Genomic DNA, 16,379 nt, shown 5'->3' with positions numbered 1-16,379 from the left:
GCTCGACTGCGAAGGAGTCACCCCATGACCGAACCCCGGGTATCGCTGGTCACCCTGGACATTGCCGGCACGAGCGTCGACGAGGGCGGCGCCGTGTACGTGGCGTTGCGCGACACAGTCGAGAACTACCTCGGCGGACCGATTCCGGACGACCGTTTCGACCGCTGGAAGGGCACGGGCAAGCGGCAGGCCATCGAGGGACTGCTGCGTGAGAGCGGAGTCCCGGCCGACACGGCCGTTCTCGACTCCGTCGAATCCGAGTTCACGGCAATGCTTCTCGCGGTGTACCGGAAGAGACCGCCCACCGCACTGCCGGGAGTCCACGACGCCTTCGGCGCCCTGCGGCAGCGCGGCATCAAGATCGTTCTCCAGACCGGATACTCACGCGAAATCGCGCAGCCTCTGCTCGAGCAGGTCGGCTGGGAGATCGGACGGGACATCGACGGCGTGATCACCAGCGACCAGGTACGGATGAGCAGGCCCTCGCCGTATCTCATCTTCCGTGCGATGGAACTGGCCGGCGTGCAGAGTGTGGACGAGGTCCTGGTCGGCGGCGACACCCCCAACGATCTGCGGGCAGGCACGAACGCCGGGGCGCGGTACGTGGTCGGTGTGCTGACCGGCGCCCACGACGCCGCGACGCTGCGCCCCGAGCCCCACACGCACATTCTGGAGAGCGCCGCGAAGATCCCCGAACTGCTGGGCTGATCGACGAGCGCGGGCCGGTCCTGTTCTGCAGGACCGGCCCGCGACCCGTCAGTCCCGGTAACTCGGCGTCGGTGGACCCGCCGTCGGCCCCAGCAAACTCAGCCACTGGTCGTACAGGCGATTCCACGTTCCGTCGTCGCGCATCCGTTCCAGGGTTCGGTTGACGAAGCGGACCAGAGCGTCGTTGTTCTTGTTCGCGACGACGCCGTACGGCTCCAGTTCCAGATTCGGGCCGACGATTTCGAGGTTCGGATCCTGCGCGGCGAGCCCGGCGAGGATGGAGTTATCGGTGGTCGCGGCGTCGGCCTGGCCCAGTTGCAGCGTGGTCAGGCAATCGTCCCAGTCGGGGACGGCGACAATCGTGGCTCCGGGTGCCACCCGCTGGATCGTGGCGAGCGACGTGGTGTCGATGAAGGTGCACACCCGCTTGCCGGCCAGGTCCGCGGGAGAAGTGATGCCGGATCCCTCCGGCACGAGCAGACGCTGGAACGCCTCGAAGTACACGGACGAGAATCCGACCCGGGCGGCGCGCTCGCACGTGATGGAGGTGGCGTGAACCACCAGGTCCACGTCGTTTCGCTCCAGTGCGTCGAAGCGGCCGGCCGACGTGAGCAGACGGAATTCCACTTTGTCCGGGTCGCCGAAGAGGTCGCGGGCGATCTCCCGCGCCAGGTCCACGTCGAATCCCGACAGCGTGCCGGTCGACGGGTTCCGGAAACTGAACAGGTTCGTGTTCTGGTCGGTTCCGACGATCAGCCGTCCCCGCGCGACGATCGCGGCCAGCGCCGACCCCGGCGGCGCCGTGTCCGGCCGCAGACCGGGGTCGGGCTTCAGACTCGACAGTGCGCCGCAGGAAGAGGGATCCGGTGGGGGCGGCGGAACGACAGCCGTGGGCGGCAGGATCTCGGCACCGTCCGGGAGCGAGTATTGCGAGTAGTCACCGGCGAGGGGCGGGGGGAGCGCCGAGGGGGCCGCGCACGCCCCACCCACCACGCACAGGGACACTGCCGCGACGAGCACCGCCCGGCACCGCAGGTGCGGGCCGGCCGGGGTTCGTCTCCACGATCTCGTCATCGGCTGCTGCGCGTTCGATCAGGTCACCGCATCATGGTTCACGACTGCCTCCGGTGGTGGCGGTGGGAATTCGGCTCCTGTTGCGCTGCCGCGGCCAGTTCGATGTCCGAGCCGCCGAGTGTCTCCACGGACTCGATGCGCTTCTCGGCCTGCGAGACGGACTCGTCCGCCGAACCGACCGGGGGAGCGGCGGACAGTGATTCGTCGTCGACGCCCGCCTTGCCGAGCCACCTGCGCACCTCGTAGCTGATCAGGATGGCGATCAACGTCAGACCGCTCATGAGGAACTGCGAGCGGGTGCTCGGGAGGAAGGCCATCGCGAGGATGACCGTGGCCATCAGCGCGATGGTGGCGTAGCTCAGCCAGGGGAACAACCACATCCGGAGTTGCAATGCCGCAGGATCTTCGCACTCGAGGCGCCGGCGGAGCACCACCTGGGAGACGGCGATCAGCAGGTACACGAACAGCGCGACGGCGCCGTAGGAGTTGACGAGGAAATTGAACACGACGTCGCCCCACACGTACGTGCAGGCGACGGAGATGTAACCGATGGTCGTGCCGAGCAGAATCGCGCGACGGGGCACACCGTTGCGGGAGAGCTTGGTGAAGAACTTGGGCGCGTCGCCGTTCCGGGTGAGCGCGAACAGCATTCGTGACGTGGTGTACAGCGCTGAGTTCAGGCAGGAGAGTACCGCGGTGAGGACGATGAAGTTCATGATCGTGGCGACGCCGGGAATTCCGAGCACCTCGAGCACCGACGCGTACGGGCTCACGCCGACGCTCTCGGTGTCCCACGGCTGGATGGTGACGACCACCAGAATCGACCCGACGTAGAACGTCACGATCCGCACCACGATCGACCGCATGGCCCGGGCGACAGCACGTTTCGGTTCTTCCGACTCGGCGGCGGCGATCGTCACGATCTCGGCCCCGGTGTAGAAGGCGACGCAGGGGACGACCGCGGCGAGCACCGCACCCCAGCCCAGCGGGGTGAATCCGCCGTGACTGACGAGGTTGCCGAGCCCCGGCGTCGAATCGGGCCACAGCCCGGTGATCCAGAGGGCGCCCATCCCGAGGAACAGGACGATCGCGACCACCTTGATCGAGGAGAACCAGTATTCGAACTCGCCGTAGGAGCGGGCGGACACCATGTTGGTGGCCGTCAGCAGCAGCATCAGCCCCAGGCTCAGCATCCACAGCGGCACCATCGGGATCCACAGTTGCAGGATCCGGCCGCCGGCGATGGCCTCGACCGCAACGACGATGACGAAGAAATACCAGTACATCCACCCCGTCGCGAACCCGGCCCGGCGCCCCAGCGCCTGGCGGGCGTAGACGTAGAACGATCCGACCACCGGCCTGGCGACCGCCATCTCCGCCAGCATCCGCATGATCAGCAGCGTGATGATGCCCGCGAGGAGGAAGGAGATGATCGCGGCAGGTCCCGCGCCGCCGATGACGACGCCGCTGCCCACGAACAGGCCGGCACCGATCACGCCACCGAGCGCGATCAGGTTCATGTGCCGGCGTTTCAGGCCTTTTCCGAGACCGGAACTGTCGGTGTGTTCGGGAACGGTACTGTCCACATTTCCTCCAGAGGGCGTTGACCGAGCGCGCCGGCTGTCTGCGGCCGTCCGTCGTCGGACGGTGGTGCAGGGCGGGCACCGAGCATGTGTGACCCACGTCACTTATTTGGTGAGTCACCTCACCTTACGACTCGCAAACAGCACCAGCCCAGAGCCAGATTTGCGGGGAGGAGAGGGACCAGAGGATTTATGGAACCTGCCCTGCCACGCCCTTTTCCAGAAGGTCCCGTGCGCAGTCCAGTACCGCCTGTTCGGGCGAGCGGGGCTCCCAGCCGAGGACCCGCTTCGCCTTCTCGATGCTGTGCCGATTCCGCCGCCCCAGCGCCGGTGTGATCTCCCGGAGCGAGGGATCGAGATAGCGGGCGGCGAGGCGAACGATGAAGTCGGGGAGTTGGCGCGTGCGCACTTCCCGGCCTTGATCACCGAGGCCGGAATGCAGGACTTCGGCCATTTCCCGCATCCACCGGTAGTCTCCGGTCGCCAGAAACCGTTCGCCTGCCGCCGCCGGCGAGGTCATCGCACGGATGTGGATGTCGGCCAGATCCCGGACGTCGACGATCTCCAATCCGATGCGTGGAACTCCGCGCATGCGGCCGGAGATCATTCGCTGGACGATCCCGACGGATCCGAGGTTGGCGGTGGTCAGCACCGGGCCGAACACGGCGCCCGGCAACACCGTCGTCAACTCGGTGACGCCGCCCTGCTCGCGCATGAAGTCCCAGGCCGATCGCTCGGCGAGTGTCTTCGATCGGCGGTACGGAATCAGCGTGGGATCGTCGGGGTCGGTCCACAACTCTTCGTCCGTGACACCTTCGGTCGCATACGAGGAGGGGCTCGCCGCGTTTGCGGCGGATGTCATCACCACTCGCCGTACGTTCGCCGCGGTGGCGGCGCGTAGGACCCGGAGTGCACCGCCGCGCGCCGAGGCGATCAGCATGTCTTCGCCGCCGGGGCCCGAGATTCCGAGCGGGGAGGCCACGTGCAGCACGTAGTCGACCCCGTCGACAGCCTCGTCCCAGCCGGCGTCTGCGGTCAGATCCGCGACGGCGAACGTCAGGCGACCCGGATCGACGTCGACCACGCCGGACACCGCCGCCCGCACGTCATTCGCCCTGCTAGCGCTGCGGACGGTCGTCCGGACGTCGTATCCCCGCTTCAGCAACTCGACGATGCACCAGCCCGCGACGTAGCCGCTGCCGCCGGTGACCAGTACCAACTCGGTCATGACGTCCATCCTTCCGTAAACCGACCCGGTCCGATGCGCGCCACAACCGTGGCGTGAGCACGTCGTCACGCTGACACGCGCAGCGCATAACGCCCTTCCCGGCGGGTACTACTTCCGTACCGATCCTCGTCGCCGCGGGAGGCGCTATGACCACCGACAACCAGGGCGACCGAACCGACGTCGACAAGGCGTTGCTCGGACACTCGACGTACCGCAGCCTCGGCGAACAGCAACTCTCGCCCGCGGAGGAGCGATTCGAGAAGGGCCGCCGCACGATCGGGCTCTTTCTCGCGCCACTGCTCACCATCGGATTCCTCGCGCTGCCCCTCGACATTCCGCCGAACCAGCAGACACTGGCAGGCGTCCTGCTCGGCGTCATCGTGCTGTGGGTGTCCGAGGCGGTGCCGATCCCGATCGGCGGCCTGCTCGGTGTGGCCGTCGTGGTGTTTCTGGGGGTGGCGCCTGCCGACGAGGTCCTCTCGGCGTTCGGGTCGTCGACGATCTTCACGTTCATCGGCGCGTTCATCCTCGCTCAGGCGATGCTCGAGCACGGCGTGGCGCGGCGGTTCGCGTTCCGGATCCTGACGCTGCCGAAGGTCGGCCAGTCCACCACCGGGGTCATCGTCGCGTTCGGCGTCATCACGTGCGGGCTCTCGGCGTTCGTGTCCAATACCGCCACGGTGGCCATGCTGCTGCCCACGGCGCTCGGCATCCTCGGCGTCATCGCCAAGCTGATGCAGCACCGCGGCGTGGTCGCACCGGACTTCGACCCGTTACGGCTCCGCGTCGGCGCCGCGATCATGCTGATGCTCGCGTACGGCGCGAGCGTGGGCGGCCTGCTGACGCCGGTCGGGAGCCCGCCGAACCTGATCGGGCGCGGGCTCATCGAGGAGGCCACCGGGGAGCGGATCACGTTCGGGCAGTGGATGGTCATGGCCGTCCCGATCTGCCTGGTGATGTTCATTGCGCTCGCCTTCATCCTGCTGCGCCTCAACAAACCGGAGATCCGGCGCATCGAAGGCGTCTCCGACTACCTGGCGGAGCAGCGCGCGGAAATGGGCCCTCTGTCGCGGGCCGAGAAGAACACGCTCATCGCGTTCGGGGTCACGGTGACGCTGTGGATTCTGCCCGGCGTCGTCGCCGTGTTCGCAGGCAACGACTCCGACCTCTACGCGACGATCAGCGACCGACTCGACGAAGGCATGGTGGCGGTGTTCGGGGCTGCGCTGCTCTTCCTGCTGCCGACCGACTGGAAACAACGCGAGTTCACACTGCGCTGGCGGGAAGCGGCGCAGATCGACTGGGGCACGATCGTCCTGTTCGGCACCGGCATCATCTTCGGGTCGCTGCTCGCCGACACCGGTCTCGCCGAGACGATCGGCACCTCCGTCGCCGACTCGCTGGGCCTGACGAGCGTCGTCGCCATCACGATCTTCGCGGTGCTCCTGGCCATCGCCGTGTCGGAGACGACGAGCAACACGGCGTCCGCGGCGGTCGTGGTGCCGATCGTGATTCCGGTGGCGATCGCGGCCGGGGTCAACCCGTTCGTCCCGGCTCTCGCGGCCACGTTCGCCGCGTCGTTCGGCTTCATGCTGCCGGTGTCGACGCCGCAGAACGCCGTGGTCTACGGCTCCGGCGCGGTACGGATCACCACGATGATCCGAAGCGGTATCACGTTCGACATCATCGGCGGAATCCTGATCATCGTCCTGCTGCCCCTCATGGTCGCCGTGGTCGGTCTCGGCGCCGGCTGACGCACGGACGTGGTCGCAAATGCCGCTGCGGTGGACGCGATCTGAGAGACTGGCCGCGGAACGATCGCGAGAGTACGAGGGGGCAGCGGGAGTATGCGGGGGATCTTCGGACGAGCGGCCCTGGCCGTCGGTATCGGCGTCGTCTTCGCGGCGGGGGCCACACCGCTCGCCGCCGCGCAACCGGCGCCGGGCGACGAACTCGACTGGGGGCCGTGCCCGGCCGAATACGAACTCGATCCGGCGTCCGAGCAGTGCGGGTCGGTCACCGTGCCCCGCAACTATGCGGATCCGGCCGCCGGCACGATCGACGTCCTCGTCACCCGCCACCGCGCCGAGGATCCCGGCGCGCGGCGGGGTGTGCTGTTCACCAATCCCGGTGGGCCGGGCGGCGACGCGATCGGCTCGAACAGCATGTTCGTCGACGTGCTGCCCGACGCGGTCCGCGCGCAGTGGGACGTGATCGGTGTGCAACCGCGCGGGCTCCCGTACGCAGGCGCCGTCGACTGCGCCCTGTCCCCCGAGCAGACGACGGAGATGGGCCTCGGCTTCGGCGGCGCCGCAACGCGTGCCGCGTGCGAGTCCGCCGCGCCGGGCACCACGGCACACCTGACGACCGAGAACACCGCGCGGGACTGGGAGCAGGTCCGGGCGGCACTCGGCGAAGACGTCATCGACATCTACGGCCTGTCCTACGGCACCATCCTCGGATCCACCTACGCGACGCTGTTCCCGCAGCACACCGGCCGGATGGTCCTCGACTCCGCGGTCGACCAGAAATGGCTGTGGAACGACGTGCTGTGGCAGCAGAACGACGGCTACAAGGAACGCTTCTACGACCTCATGGACTGGGTCGCCGCCCACAACGACACGTACGGGCTCGGCGACACCCCGCTGAAGGTCTACCAGCGGTGGTCGGACCGGATCGTCGAGGAGGCGGGCGGCAACCCGACGCTCGCGCCGCCGCCCGCACAGGTCGGTGACGTACCGCCCGGCCTGGAATCGCTCGCCGACGCCTACCGCGGCGGGGTCGATCTGACCGGACCGGCCCGCGTGCAGTTCGAGGCCTTCATCCGTGGCATCGCAAATCCGTCGCACACCCAGACGTCGTCCAGCATCTACGTGATGACACGGCAACTGCTTCCCGCCCGGAACAACTGGCCCCTCCTGGCCCGGGTGGTCCGCGACGGACCCGGCGCGATCCCCGAGGGTGCCGGGCTGAACGACCTGACGGAGCAGGAGTACGCGCGACTGCTCCAGTCCCAGACGATGCAGACGCTCGTGCTGTGCAACGAGAACGCCGTCGCGGCCCGGCCGGACCGCATCCCCGGGTGGCTGTTCTCCACGTTCGTGACCGGCGACCTCTTCGACCTCATCAGGTACGGCTACAGCTCCGGAACGTTCTGCGCCGGTGCGCCGCCCGTCGTCGCACCACCCGCGTTGAGCAACCGGGGGCTGGTGACGGCGCCGCTCGTCCTGCAGGGCCTGCGCGACCCGCAGACCCCGTATCAGGGCGGAGTTCGGCTCGCCCACGACATGGGGGCGAACCTCGTCACCGTCGGGGGCGGAGATCACGGCGCCGGAATCCAGGGCGGCAACGCCGTCGTCGACCGGGCCGTCACCGAATACCTCGAGACCGGGCACACGAGCGTCACGGAGGCACCCGAGGCGCCGATCACCGCACCGCTGTGAATCCGGCCCGGAGCGTCAGCGAACGTAGTCGGCACCCGTGATGTCGACGGTCGCCCCGGTTGCATGACGGGCACGACCCGACGCGAGGAACGCGATCGTCTCGGCCACGTCCTCGGGCGGTGTGGCCTCGCCGAGGGGGAGCGCGGCCGCTGTGCCGCCGACCAGCGCGTCGTCGGCGAGATCGGTGGCCACCCATCCCGGGGCCACCGCGTACGCGAGGATGTTGTCGCCGGCGAAGCCGCGGGCGACACCTCGGGTGAGCGCCAGGATCGCGCCCTTCGCGGCGCCGTATGCCAGGTGGTCGGCGTCGTCACCACGGTGGGAGGAGCGGCTGGCCACGGTGACCACGGCGCCGCCGCCGTGTTCGCGGAAATGCCTGATCGCGTATCGGGTCAGATCGGCGGGCGCGGTGAGATTCAATGCGAGGTTGCGAGTCCACCCCTCGTTCCACTCGGACTCGTCGTCGATCGGGGACGCGATCCAGGCGCCGGCGTTGTTGACCAGCACATCGATCCGCCCGCACACGCGCACCGCCTCCTCCCACACGTCGCGGGTGGCGGCGGGGTCGGTGAGGTCTCCCTGAACAAGGTGCACCCGGGTGCCGCCGAGTTCCTCGGCAAGGTTCTTCGCCGCGCGCTCGTTCGACGCGTAGTGCACGACGACGCTGCCGCCGTCCCGGTGGATCACCCGGGCGGTGGCCGCACCGATACCCCGGGACGCACCGGTCACCAGGACAGCCTTTCCGGCGAACGGACCTGCCGCGGCGGCACTCACGAGACAGCCTGCGCGCCGGTAATTTCCACGGCCGCACCGCAGAGGAACGGAGCCTCGTCGGAGGCGAGGAACGCGACGAGCGCGGCGACCTCCTCGGGCCTCCCGATGCGCCCGAACGGGACCTTCGCGTCGAGGTCGGCGACGGTCAGGCCCTTGCGGGCCAGGCCGGCCTCGAGCATCGGCGTGCGAATCTCGCCGGGACACACGGCGTTGACCCGGATGTTGTGCGGGGCGTAGTCGCGGGCGAGGTTCTGGGTGAAGGAGACCACCGCGGCCTTGGAGACGTTGTAGGCGACGTGCCCCGGGGCGGGGTACAGGCCCCACTGGGACGCGGTGTTGACGATGGCACCCCTGCCTGCCTCGATCATCGTCGGGAGCACCGCGCGGCACAGGTGGAAGAGGGCGTCGACGTTCACGGCGAACGTGGCGGACCAGTCGTCCTCGGTCAGCGACAGGAGGTCGCCGCGCCGGTTGATGCCCGCGTTGTTCGCCAGGACGTCGATCCGGCCGTGGCTCTCGGCGACATCCGCGGCGAGTGCCGCGCACGCCTCGGGATCGGTGACGTCGAAGACCCGGGCCGCGGCGAGCAGACCCCGCCCGGCGAGTTCGTCGGCGACGGCCTTGGCGGCGGCGTCGTCGGCGTCGCACACGAGAACGCGGGCACCCTCCTCCGCGAACCGGGCGCTGATCGCGGCACCGATGCCGCCGCCGGCGCCGGTGACGATCACGACGTGGTCGTCGAACCTACGAGTGGTCTGGGTTGGGCTCATGGCCTGGCTGCTCCCGTTCGGTCGGAGTGTCGGTGGGTGGTGCGGTCAGAACCGGACGGCGTCGATGAACTTGTTCAGCTCTTCGTTGTCGGACCTGGTGAACGCGAGTTCCGGCGTGGTGTTCACGGCGATCTCGCCGTCCTGGAAGAACACCAGGCGGTCGGCCGCCTTCGACGCGAAGGCCATGTCGTGGGTGACCAGCGCGATGGCGATGCCTTCCTCGGCCTTCAGGCGCCGCAGCACCTCGAGGACCTCGGCGGCCACCGGCGGGTCGAGCGCCGACGTGATCTCGTCGCACAGCAGCAGTCGCGGCTTCATCATCAACGCGCGGGCGATGGCGACGCGCTGACGTTCACCGCCGGACAGCTGGGGGCACCGGCTCAGGATGTGCTGCTTCATCCCGACCTCCGCGAGCGCGGACTCGGCACGGTCCCGTGCTTCCGAGCCGGACATGCCGAGCCGTTTGCGGGGCGCGAGGGTGAGGTTGTCGAGGACGTTCATGTGCGGCCAGAGGGTGTACGTCTGGAACACCATGCCGACGTGAAAGCTCTTGTCCGCCCATGCTTCGGTGCGCTGCTGGTCCTCGAAGACGCGGACGCCGTCGAAGTCGATGGTTCCCTCGTCGGGTTCGGTGAGACCGGCGAGCGCGCGCAGCATGGTGCTCTTGCCGGATCCGCTCTTGCCGATGATGACGGTGATGTCGCCGGCGTGCATGTCGAAGTCGACGTTGCGCATGATGGTGCGGCCGTGGAAGCTCTTCTGCAATCCGCGGGCGGAGACGAGGACGCCGCCGATGTCGGTCTGGAACGGTGCGGTGGATTCGAGGGTTTTCATCGCCGGCCTCCGGTTCGGTTTGTGCGATCGGTGGGGGTGCGGTGGTCGGTCGTCATGCCGTCGCCACCCGTCGCCCGGGAATCATGCGACTGAGGAAGCTCTGGCTGCCCGCTGCCCCGCGTGCCGAGTTCTGCTGCATGCGGCGTTCGAGATTGCTGGTGGCCAGGGAGACCGGGAACGCGACCGCGAAGTAGATCACCGCCGCGAGGGTGAAGACTTCCAGTGAACGGTAGGTCTCGGACGAAATCGTGTTCGCGACGAACATCAGGTCGGCGACCGCGATCGTCGACACCAGGGCCGAATCCTTGAAGATCGAGATGTTCAGCGACAGGATGACCGGCGTCTGCTGCCGAATCGCCTGGGGGACAATGATGTAGCGCAGCTGCTGCAGCCGCGTCAGGCGCAGCATCTTGCCGGCTTCGACCTGCTCGGCGGGCACTGCCTGGAATCCGCTCCGGTAGGCCTCGGCCATGAACGCGGTCAGGTTCGCCGACAGCGCGATGACCGCCGAGGTGAATCCGGAGATCGTCAGGCCGGTGAGGGCGGGGAGTGCGTAGAAGATCCAGAAGAGTTGCACGAGCATCGGGGTGCACCGGAACACCTCGATGTAGGCCTGCGCCCCCCAGCGGACCAGTTCGATCTCCGACATCCGCGCGACCGCGATGGGCACGGCGAGGACCATGCTGATCGCGATGGTGATGACCGTGAGTTCGAGCGTGACGACCAGGCCCTGGAGCATGAGGGGAAACGCGTCGGCGACGACGTTCCAGTCGAATTCGTACTTCATGGCTGCCGTCCCTACTTCTTGGCCAGGTCGCCGAGATCGTCGATCTCGTGGTAGTCGACGTCGGCGTAGGCACGGGAGAGTTGTCCGCTCTCGCGTGCACGCTCGATGGCGATGTTGATGATCTGCAGCGACCGCGCGTCGGTGTCGGCGGGGATCCCGTACGCGGCCGACGCGGAGTAGATCGGCGGATCGGGCACGACGATCTTCAGGCTGGGATCGGCCAGGGTCTGGGCCTCGGCGGTCGGCAGATCGGCGAACTCCGCGATCACGCGGCCTGCCTGGAGGGCGGAGAGCGCGTTGGAATAGTTGTCCACCGGCATGACGGTCAATCCTGTTTCTTGAACTGCCTTTTCAGGAGCGGAGCCCTGCGCGGTCGCGACGGCACCCCCGTCCGTCCTGATCTGTTCGGCGGTGGTGTGCGGCGAGTCCGCCTTCACCACGTACACCGCCTGGTACTCGTAGACCGGATCGGTGAACTGAATGGCCAGCGACCGTTCGACGGTGTAGTCGAGGTTGGCGGCGAAGTCGTAGCGATCGGCCTGCAGTCCCGCGACGATGTTCTTCCATTCGGCGGCCACCGGCTTCAGTTCCACGCCGAGTTGATCCGCCAGGGCCTGCAGTGGGATGAGGTTCGGTCCCCCGAGCGTTCCGTCGGCGCCCTGGACGGTCATCGGCGCGGCAATTGCCACACCCACCCGGAGTTCCCCCCGGTCCTTGATGTCGTCGACGAACGAACCCTGCGGACCCCCGACGCCGCCGGACTCCGATCCGCTGCTCAGGCCGGCGCCGACGTAGCCGGATGCCGCGGCGACGACGCAGATGCCGGCGACGCCGAGAACTCTCTTGGTGCTTTTTTGCATGACTGCCCTCTTCGTGTGCAGGGTGCAGGCGCCGTGGGGTGCGGCGGCACTGGGTCCGAATTCCGAGTTCGGTGAGGCGATTCGAGTGAAGCGCGTGTGACTCCATCGCTCGGCTGGTGTGGAAGTCGGCGAAAAGTGTGATCCACGCCGCATTTCCTCCTCCGTAAGATTGTCAAACAATCAGACGGAGCGCAAGAGGTCGGCGAAGGAATTCGAGATTTCGGCCGATCGGCGTCACCCGGACGAAACACCTCCGCGGTGCGTAGAGGACCCCGCAGGCAGCTGAGCTGGGGATTGTCCGGTCGCGCCTGCGCCGGTGCGCGTCAGGCAGCGGTATGTAAATTTCGGATCATCTCGGCGGCCACAGCCGTCCGAGGAGCCCCGAAGCTCAGTCCGAGCCCTCGGCGGCCGCCATCAACGCGACGAGCTCTTCGGCGCTGTCGATGGTGTGCGCGACGAAAGCCGCCCGGATCTTGTCGAGGTTGCGCGTGCGAATCGCGTCGACCAGCCGCTCGTGGACCTCGAAGGCACGCTGGGGGTCCGACCGGGTGAACTGATCCTGCGCGAGCGCGATCGTGATGTGAGCCTCGGTGACCGGCCACAGCTTCAGCAGCAGGTAGTTCTCCGACGCCGCCCAGATGCTGCGGTGGAATCGCAGGTGGGCGTCGTGCTGGACGAGAGGGTCGGGGTCGAAGGCGAGCCGCGCGTACTCGCGCCAGCTGTCCATCACTATCTCGAGACGACGCCCGGAGCCGTCGGCGAGGATCGCGGTCATCGCCTGCATGTCGATCGCGACGCGCGCTTCGGCGATGTCGAGGAGGGCCTTCGCGTCGAGCGACGCCACCCGCAGGCCGCGGTACGGCTCCTGCACGAGTAGCCCCTCCTGGGCCAGCTGGTTGAGGGCTTCGCGGACGGTGGGCCTGCTCACGCTCAGCGAAGACGACAGCTGGGCCTCGGTGAGCTTCTCGCCGGGCTGCAGGGCGCCGAGCACGATCGCGCGCTTGATCTCGGCGATGACGCCGTCGCGCCGGGTGGTCGAGGCGACGGGCAGTAGCGCCGAGGCACTGCTCGGTGCGATCGCCGCCGTGCCGTCGGCCGTGGCCTGTGACTTCGCCATGATCCGCCTTGTCGAGTGGGGACTTCCTTGAAACCCATTATGCATATTGCCTGACAATCCCTGACCTGGGGCTCAGTTGGGCCCAGGGATGCTCCGTTCGATCACGGGCAGGACGTCAATTTCCCCCAGCCGTTGACAGCGGGTCGGCGCAGTGCTTAGTGTTGCCCATCACAAGCGCAGATTGTCTGACAAACTGCATCTCACATTTTTCGCGACCCACCGGTTGCATCGAAGCGCCGGTCGGCGCTGTCAGGAGGCTGAGGACATCATGCGAATCGTTGTTGTCGGAGGTGGTGTCGTCGCCTTGGCGAGTGCGTACCGTCTGGCCAAGGCCGGCTGCGAGGTCGTCGTACTGGAAGCCCGGACCGCGGGGTCGGCCGCCACCCACGGGAATGCCGCGAAGATCGCGCTGGCCGAGAGCGGGCCGGTCCCGGCGCCCGGCGTGATCCTGCAGGGACTGCGGTGGATGCTCAAGCCCGACAGCCCGCTCTACGTGAAGCCCTCCGTGGCACCGGATTTCATCAAGTTCATGCTGACGATGGCCCGGCACTGTAACGCCCGGGACTTCCGTTTCGGCCTGGAGACACACCTGCGGCTGGCGTCCGACGCGAACGACCTGCTCGACGAGTACACCAAGGACGGCATCGAATTCGAGATGCACAAGGCCGGTGTGCTGCTGGCGTTCGAGACCCGCGAGCGCTACGAGGAGCACTGCGGATCTCTGCCGATCTTCGAGGGCTTCGGCATGCACCCGACCCACCTGGACAGCGACGGCGTGCAGGAAACCGAGCCGGCGCTCAACCACCGGATCAAGCACGGCCTGTTCTTCGCCGACGACCGCCAGCTCGAGCCCGATTCCCTGACCCGTGCGCTGGTCAAGCGCTGTGAGGAACTCGGGGTGCAGATCCGGGAGAACACGAAGGTGGGACGGTTCCTGCGCCGGGGCTCCACCGTGACCGGCGTGGTCACCGACACCGGCGAGCAGATCGACGGCGACGCGCTGCTGCTGGCGGCAGGTGTGTGGAGTGGTCCGCTGTCGAAGGAGCTCGGCGCCCCGATGCCCATCCGTCCGGGCAAGGGCTACAGCGTCGACTACAGTCCGGCGCCGATCAAGCTGAACACCTCCCTGACGCTCGAGGACGCCCGCGTTGCGGTCACCCCGCTCGACGGCATGATCCGGCTCGCCGGAACCATGGAGTTCGGGGGCTTCGAGGAGAGCGTGAACCAGACCCGGGTCGCCGCCATCCAGCGCGCGGCCGCGGAGAACTTCGACGGCTGGGACAACCCGCCCGGAGCAGCGGCGCCGTGGGCGGGACTGCGTCCGATGACCCCGGACGGCCTGCCGATCGTCGGCAAGTTCGGGAACCTCGACAACGCCTACATCGCCTCCGGGCACGGCATGCTGGGCCTGACCCTGGCGCCGGGCACCGCCGAGATCATCACCGAAACCATTGTCAATCACCGTGTTCCGGAGATCGCCACCTCGATTTCACCCAACCGCTTCCTGACTCGCCGCGCCCTGCGCCGCGCCTGATCGGCCGTCTCGGCAGGCGCCCTCCGAGAAAGAACCCTCATGCCATGACGATCGCACAACCGGCTACCGGCGTCGTCCGCGGTCTGCAGCCGATCAGCAGCGGCACGCGCCGGGAAGAAGTGGCCGACTCGATCCGCCGGGCCCTCCTCACGGGGGAACTGCAACCCGGCCAGCGGATCAAGGAAGTCGAACTCGCCGCCGTCCTCGGGGTCAGCAGGCCCACCCTGCGGGAAGCAGTACACGTCCTGATTCACGAGGGAACCCTGATCCAGGAGCCGTACAAGGGGATTCGGGTGGCGCAGACCAGCCCGGCCGCGTTGCTAGACCTCGCGGAGGTCCGTGTCTCGCTGGAAACCACGGCGGCGCAACGGCTGGCCGCCGACCCCACCCGCGGCGGACTCGACACCCTGCGGCAGGCACTCGACGACCACCGGACGGCGATCGCCTCGGGCGACGTCGTGGCGTCCGACCTGACGCACCTCGAGTTCCACCGGACGTTGTGGCTGGCGTCGGGCAACGAGATGCTGATCAAGATCTGGCCTCTCGTGGCGGCGCAGATCCGCATGGCCATGACGGTCGACCAGGCCACCCGGTACGACCCCGACCGCGACCTCGCCATGCACGCCCGGCTGGTCGACGTCATCGAGCTGGGGGATCCCGACATCATCCGGGCCGAAGTGACCCGGCACATCCGAAGCAGCGCAGAAGAAGTCGTCTCGATCATCAGCGACTCCGACCAAACCTGACACACAAGGAGACAATTCATGAGCACGCAATTCAGCGGAATCCTCGCCGCGGTCGTCACCCCGTTGACCGCCGACGGGTCCGCCGTCGACCCCGACGGCATCAAGCGTCAGGCCGAGCACATCATCGGCGGCGGCATCAACGGCCTCGTCCCCGGCGGCAGCACCGGTGAGTTCACGACCCTGTCCACCGACGAGCGCAAGCGGGCGACGGAGCTGTACATCGAGGCCGCGGCGGGCCGGGTCCCCGTCGTCGCAGGCACCGGCGCACTGAGCACCGCCGAGACCGTCGAGCTGAGCAAGCACGCCGCCGACGCCGGCGCCGCCGCGGTGATGATCGTCCCGCCGTTCTACGACACCCCGTCCTGGGACGAACTGCTGACGCACTACAGCGCAGTGTCCGACGCGGTCGACATCGACATCATGTACTACAACCTCCCCTCCGCCACCGGGGTGGACCTGGCGCCCGCGCAGTTCGCCGAACTGGCGCGCAAGACCCGCGTCAACTCCTACAAGGACACCGGCGGAGACGCGGCGAAGTTCGCGTCCGTGCTGAACCACCACGCCGCGGACATCACCGCCCTCAACGGCTGGGACACCCTCTCGTTCGCCGGGCTCGCCGCAGGCGCGAAGGCATCGGTGTGGGGGACCGCGAGCGTCATCCCGCAGCTGTGCGCGGACTTCTTCGACGCGCTCTCCGTCCGCGGCGATCTGGTTGCCGCCCGGGAACTGTGGACGAAGATCTTCCCGATCTGCGAATTCCTCGAATCACACAACTACGCTTGCGCTATCAAGACCGGCCTCGAGCTCGTCGGCCAGGACGCGGGCCCGACCCGCCGCCCGGTGCTGCCGTTGGCACCGGAGTACCGGGACGAGTTCCGCCGCCTCCTCCTCGCGGCCGGCGTCAGCGTCGTCGAGAACTAG

General features: G+C 68.0%; 15 protein-coding genes. 6 read left to right on the top strand and 9 right to left on the bottom strand.

Features of this window, described 5'->3' with window-relative positions:
• Positions 1-24 precede the first annotated feature (24 nt).
• Positions 25-708: a phosphonatase-like hydrolase gene (locus tag CA951_RS20960; RefSeq protein ID WP_087558644.1), complete on the top strand. Its 684-nt coding sequence runs from the start codon at positions 25-27 to the stop codon at positions 706-708.
• A gap of 48 nt (positions 709-756) precedes the next feature.
• On the opposite strand, the gene CA951_RS20955 is transcribed toward CA951_RS20960, so the two are convergent.
• From CA951_RS20955 to CA951_RS20945, 3 genes are all read right to left on the bottom strand, one after another.
• Positions 757-1,782, bottom strand: coding sequence for a glutamate ABC transporter substrate-binding protein (locus tag CA951_RS20955; protein ID WP_087558643.1), 1,026 nt, complete (start codon positions 1,780-1,782; stop codon positions 757-759).
• 38 nt (positions 1,783-1,820) lie between these two features.
• Positions 1,821-3,368: an amino acid permease gene (locus CA951_RS20950; protein ID WP_087558642.1), complete on the bottom strand. Its 1,548-nt coding sequence runs from the start codon at positions 3,366-3,368 to the stop codon at positions 1,821-1,823.
• Between the two features lie 187 nt (positions 3,369-3,555).
• A complete protein-coding gene (locus CA951_RS20945; protein WP_087558753.1) occupies positions 3,556-4,593 on the bottom strand; it encodes an NAD-dependent epimerase/dehydratase family protein in 1,038 nt (345 codons plus the stop codon).
• Between the two features lie 146 nt (positions 4,594-4,739).
• Here CA951_RS20945 and CA951_RS20940 point away from each other — a divergent pair, with 146 nt between their 5' ends.
• Both CA951_RS20940 and CA951_RS20935 read left to right on the top strand, forming a co-directional pair.
• Positions 4,740-6,347: a DASS family sodium-coupled anion symporter gene (locus CA951_RS20940; RefSeq protein WP_087558641.1), complete on the top strand. Its 1,608-nt coding sequence runs from the start codon at positions 4,740-4,742 to the stop codon at positions 6,345-6,347.
• Positions 6,348-6,440: 93 nt separating this feature from the next.
• Positions 6,441-8,036 carry an alpha/beta hydrolase gene (locus CA951_RS20935; RefSeq protein ID WP_256974010.1) on the top strand — a complete coding sequence of 532 codons (1,596 nt, stop codon included), beginning with the start codon at positions 6,441-6,443 and terminating at the stop codon, positions 8,034-8,036.
• A 15-nt stretch (positions 8,037-8,051) separates the two neighbouring features.
• Here CA951_RS20935 and CA951_RS20930 read toward each other — a convergent pair whose 3' ends face one another.
• The 6 genes from CA951_RS20930 to CA951_RS20905 all read right to left on the bottom strand — a co-directional run bounded on the left by CA951_RS20930 (position 8,052) and on the right by CA951_RS20905 (position 13,178).
• Complete coding sequence (locus tag CA951_RS20930) at positions 8,052-8,810, bottom strand: SDR family NAD(P)-dependent oxidoreductase (RefSeq protein ID WP_087558640.1); 759 nt, start codon at positions 8,808-8,810, stop codon at positions 8,052-8,054.
• Entirely contained in the window at positions 8,807-9,580 is a 774-nt protein-coding gene (locus CA951_RS20925; RefSeq protein ID WP_087558639.1) for an SDR family NAD(P)-dependent oxidoreductase, read from the bottom strand. Before CA951_RS20925 ends, CA951_RS20930 begins: the two co-directional genes overlap by 4 nt.
• Positions 9,581-9,625: 45 nt before the next feature.
• A complete protein-coding gene (locus CA951_RS20920) occupies positions 9,626-10,414 on the bottom strand; it encodes an amino acid ABC transporter ATP-binding protein (RefSeq protein WP_087558638.1) in 789 nt (262 codons plus the stop codon).
• 52 nt (positions 10,415-10,466) lie between these two features.
• The gene (locus CA951_RS20915; RefSeq protein WP_087558637.1) at positions 10,467-11,201 is read right to left on the bottom strand and encodes an amino acid ABC transporter permease; all 735 of its coding nucleotides are present in this window, start codon (positions 11,199-11,201) and stop codon (positions 10,467-10,469) included.
• An 11-nt stretch (positions 11,202-11,212) separates the two neighbouring features.
• A complete protein-coding gene (locus tag CA951_RS20910; protein WP_143543075.1) occupies positions 11,213-12,061 on the bottom strand; it encodes an ABC transporter substrate-binding protein in 849 nt (282 codons plus the stop codon).
• Positions 12,062-12,449: 388 nt separating this feature from the next.
• Complete coding sequence (locus CA951_RS20905; RefSeq protein WP_087558635.1) at positions 12,450-13,178, bottom strand: GntR family transcriptional regulator; 729 nt, start codon at positions 13,176-13,178, stop codon at positions 12,450-12,452.
• A gap of 268 nt (positions 13,179-13,446) precedes the next feature.
• Between CA951_RS20905 and CA951_RS20900 the strand changes: the two genes are divergently transcribed.
• From CA951_RS20900 to CA951_RS20890, 3 genes are read left to right on the top strand one after another with little or no spacing between them, the layout of a single operon-like run.
• Positions 13,447-14,712 (top strand): FAD-binding oxidoreductase, encoded by a 1,266-nt coding sequence (locus tag CA951_RS20900; protein ID WP_087558634.1) that lies wholly within the window; start codon positions 13,447-13,449, stop codon positions 14,710-14,712.
• A gap of 44 nt (positions 14,713-14,756) precedes the next feature.
• Positions 14,757-15,458: a GntR family transcriptional regulator gene (locus CA951_RS20895; RefSeq protein ID WP_087558633.1), complete on the top strand. Its 702-nt coding sequence runs from the start codon at positions 14,757-14,759 to the stop codon at positions 15,456-15,458.
• Positions 15,459-15,476: 18 nt separating this feature from the next.
• Positions 15,477-16,379 carry a dihydrodipicolinate synthase family protein gene (locus CA951_RS20890; RefSeq protein ID WP_087558632.1) on the top strand — a complete coding sequence of 301 codons (903 nt, stop codon included), beginning with the start codon at positions 15,477-15,479 and terminating at the stop codon, positions 16,377-16,379.

It is taken from the genome of Rhodococcus sp. NCIMB 12038 (assembly GCF_002165735.1).
Lineage (GTDB): Bacteria > Actinomycetota > Actinomycetes > Mycobacteriales > Mycobacteriaceae > Rhodococcus_F.
This window is presented reverse-complemented; position numbering and strand designations above follow the sequence as displayed.

Excerpts from the sequence above, each read along its gene's own strand:
- CA951_RS20935 (WP_256974010.1), top strand. The coding sequence starts at position 6,441 with ATGCGGGGGATCTTCGGACGAGCGGCCCTGGCCGTCGGTATCGGCGTC.
- CA951_RS20940 (WP_087558641.1), top strand. The coding sequence starts at position 4,740 with ATGACCACCGACAACCAGGGCGACCGAACCGACGTCGACAAGGCGTTG.
- CA951_RS20910 (WP_143543075.1), bottom strand. The coding sequence starts at position 12,061 with ATGCAAAAAAGCACCAAGAGAGTTCTCGGCGTCGCCGGCATCTGCGTC.
- CA951_RS20915 (WP_087558637.1), bottom strand. The coding sequence starts at position 11,201 with ATGAAGTACGAATTCGACTGGAACGTCGTCGCCGACGCGTTTCCCCTC.
- CA951_RS20895 (WP_087558633.1), top strand. The coding sequence starts at position 14,757 with ATGACGATCGCACAACCGGCTACCGGCGTCGTCCGCGGTCTGCAGCCG.
- CA951_RS20900 (WP_087558634.1), top strand. The coding sequence starts at position 13,447 with ATGCGAATCGTTGTTGTCGGAGGTGGTGTCGTCGCCTTGGCGAGTGCG.
- CA951_RS20890 (WP_087558632.1), top strand. The coding sequence starts at position 15,477 with ATGAGCACGCAATTCAGCGGAATCCTCGCCGCGGTCGTCACCCCGTTG.
- CA951_RS20905 (WP_087558635.1), bottom strand. The coding sequence starts at position 13,178 with ATGGCGAAGTCACAGGCCACGGCCGACGGCACGGCGGCGATCGCACCG.
- CA951_RS20955 (WP_087558643.1), bottom strand. The coding sequence starts at position 1,782 with ATGACGAGATCGTGGAGACGAACCCCGGCCGGCCCGCACCTGCGGTGC.
- CA951_RS20920 (WP_087558638.1), bottom strand. The coding sequence starts at position 10,414 with ATGAAAACCCTCGAATCCACCGCACCGTTCCAGACCGACATCGGCGGC.
- CA951_RS20925 (WP_087558639.1), bottom strand. The coding sequence starts at position 9,580 with ATGAGCCCAACCCAGACCACTCGTAGGTTCGACGACCACGTCGTGATC.
- CA951_RS20960 (WP_087558644.1), top strand. The coding sequence starts at position 25 with ATGACCGAACCCCGGGTATCGCTGGTCACCCTGGACATTGCCGGCACG.
- CA951_RS20945 (WP_087558753.1), bottom strand. The coding sequence starts at position 4,593 with ATGACCGAGTTGGTACTGGTCACCGGCGGCAGCGGCTACGTCGCGGGC.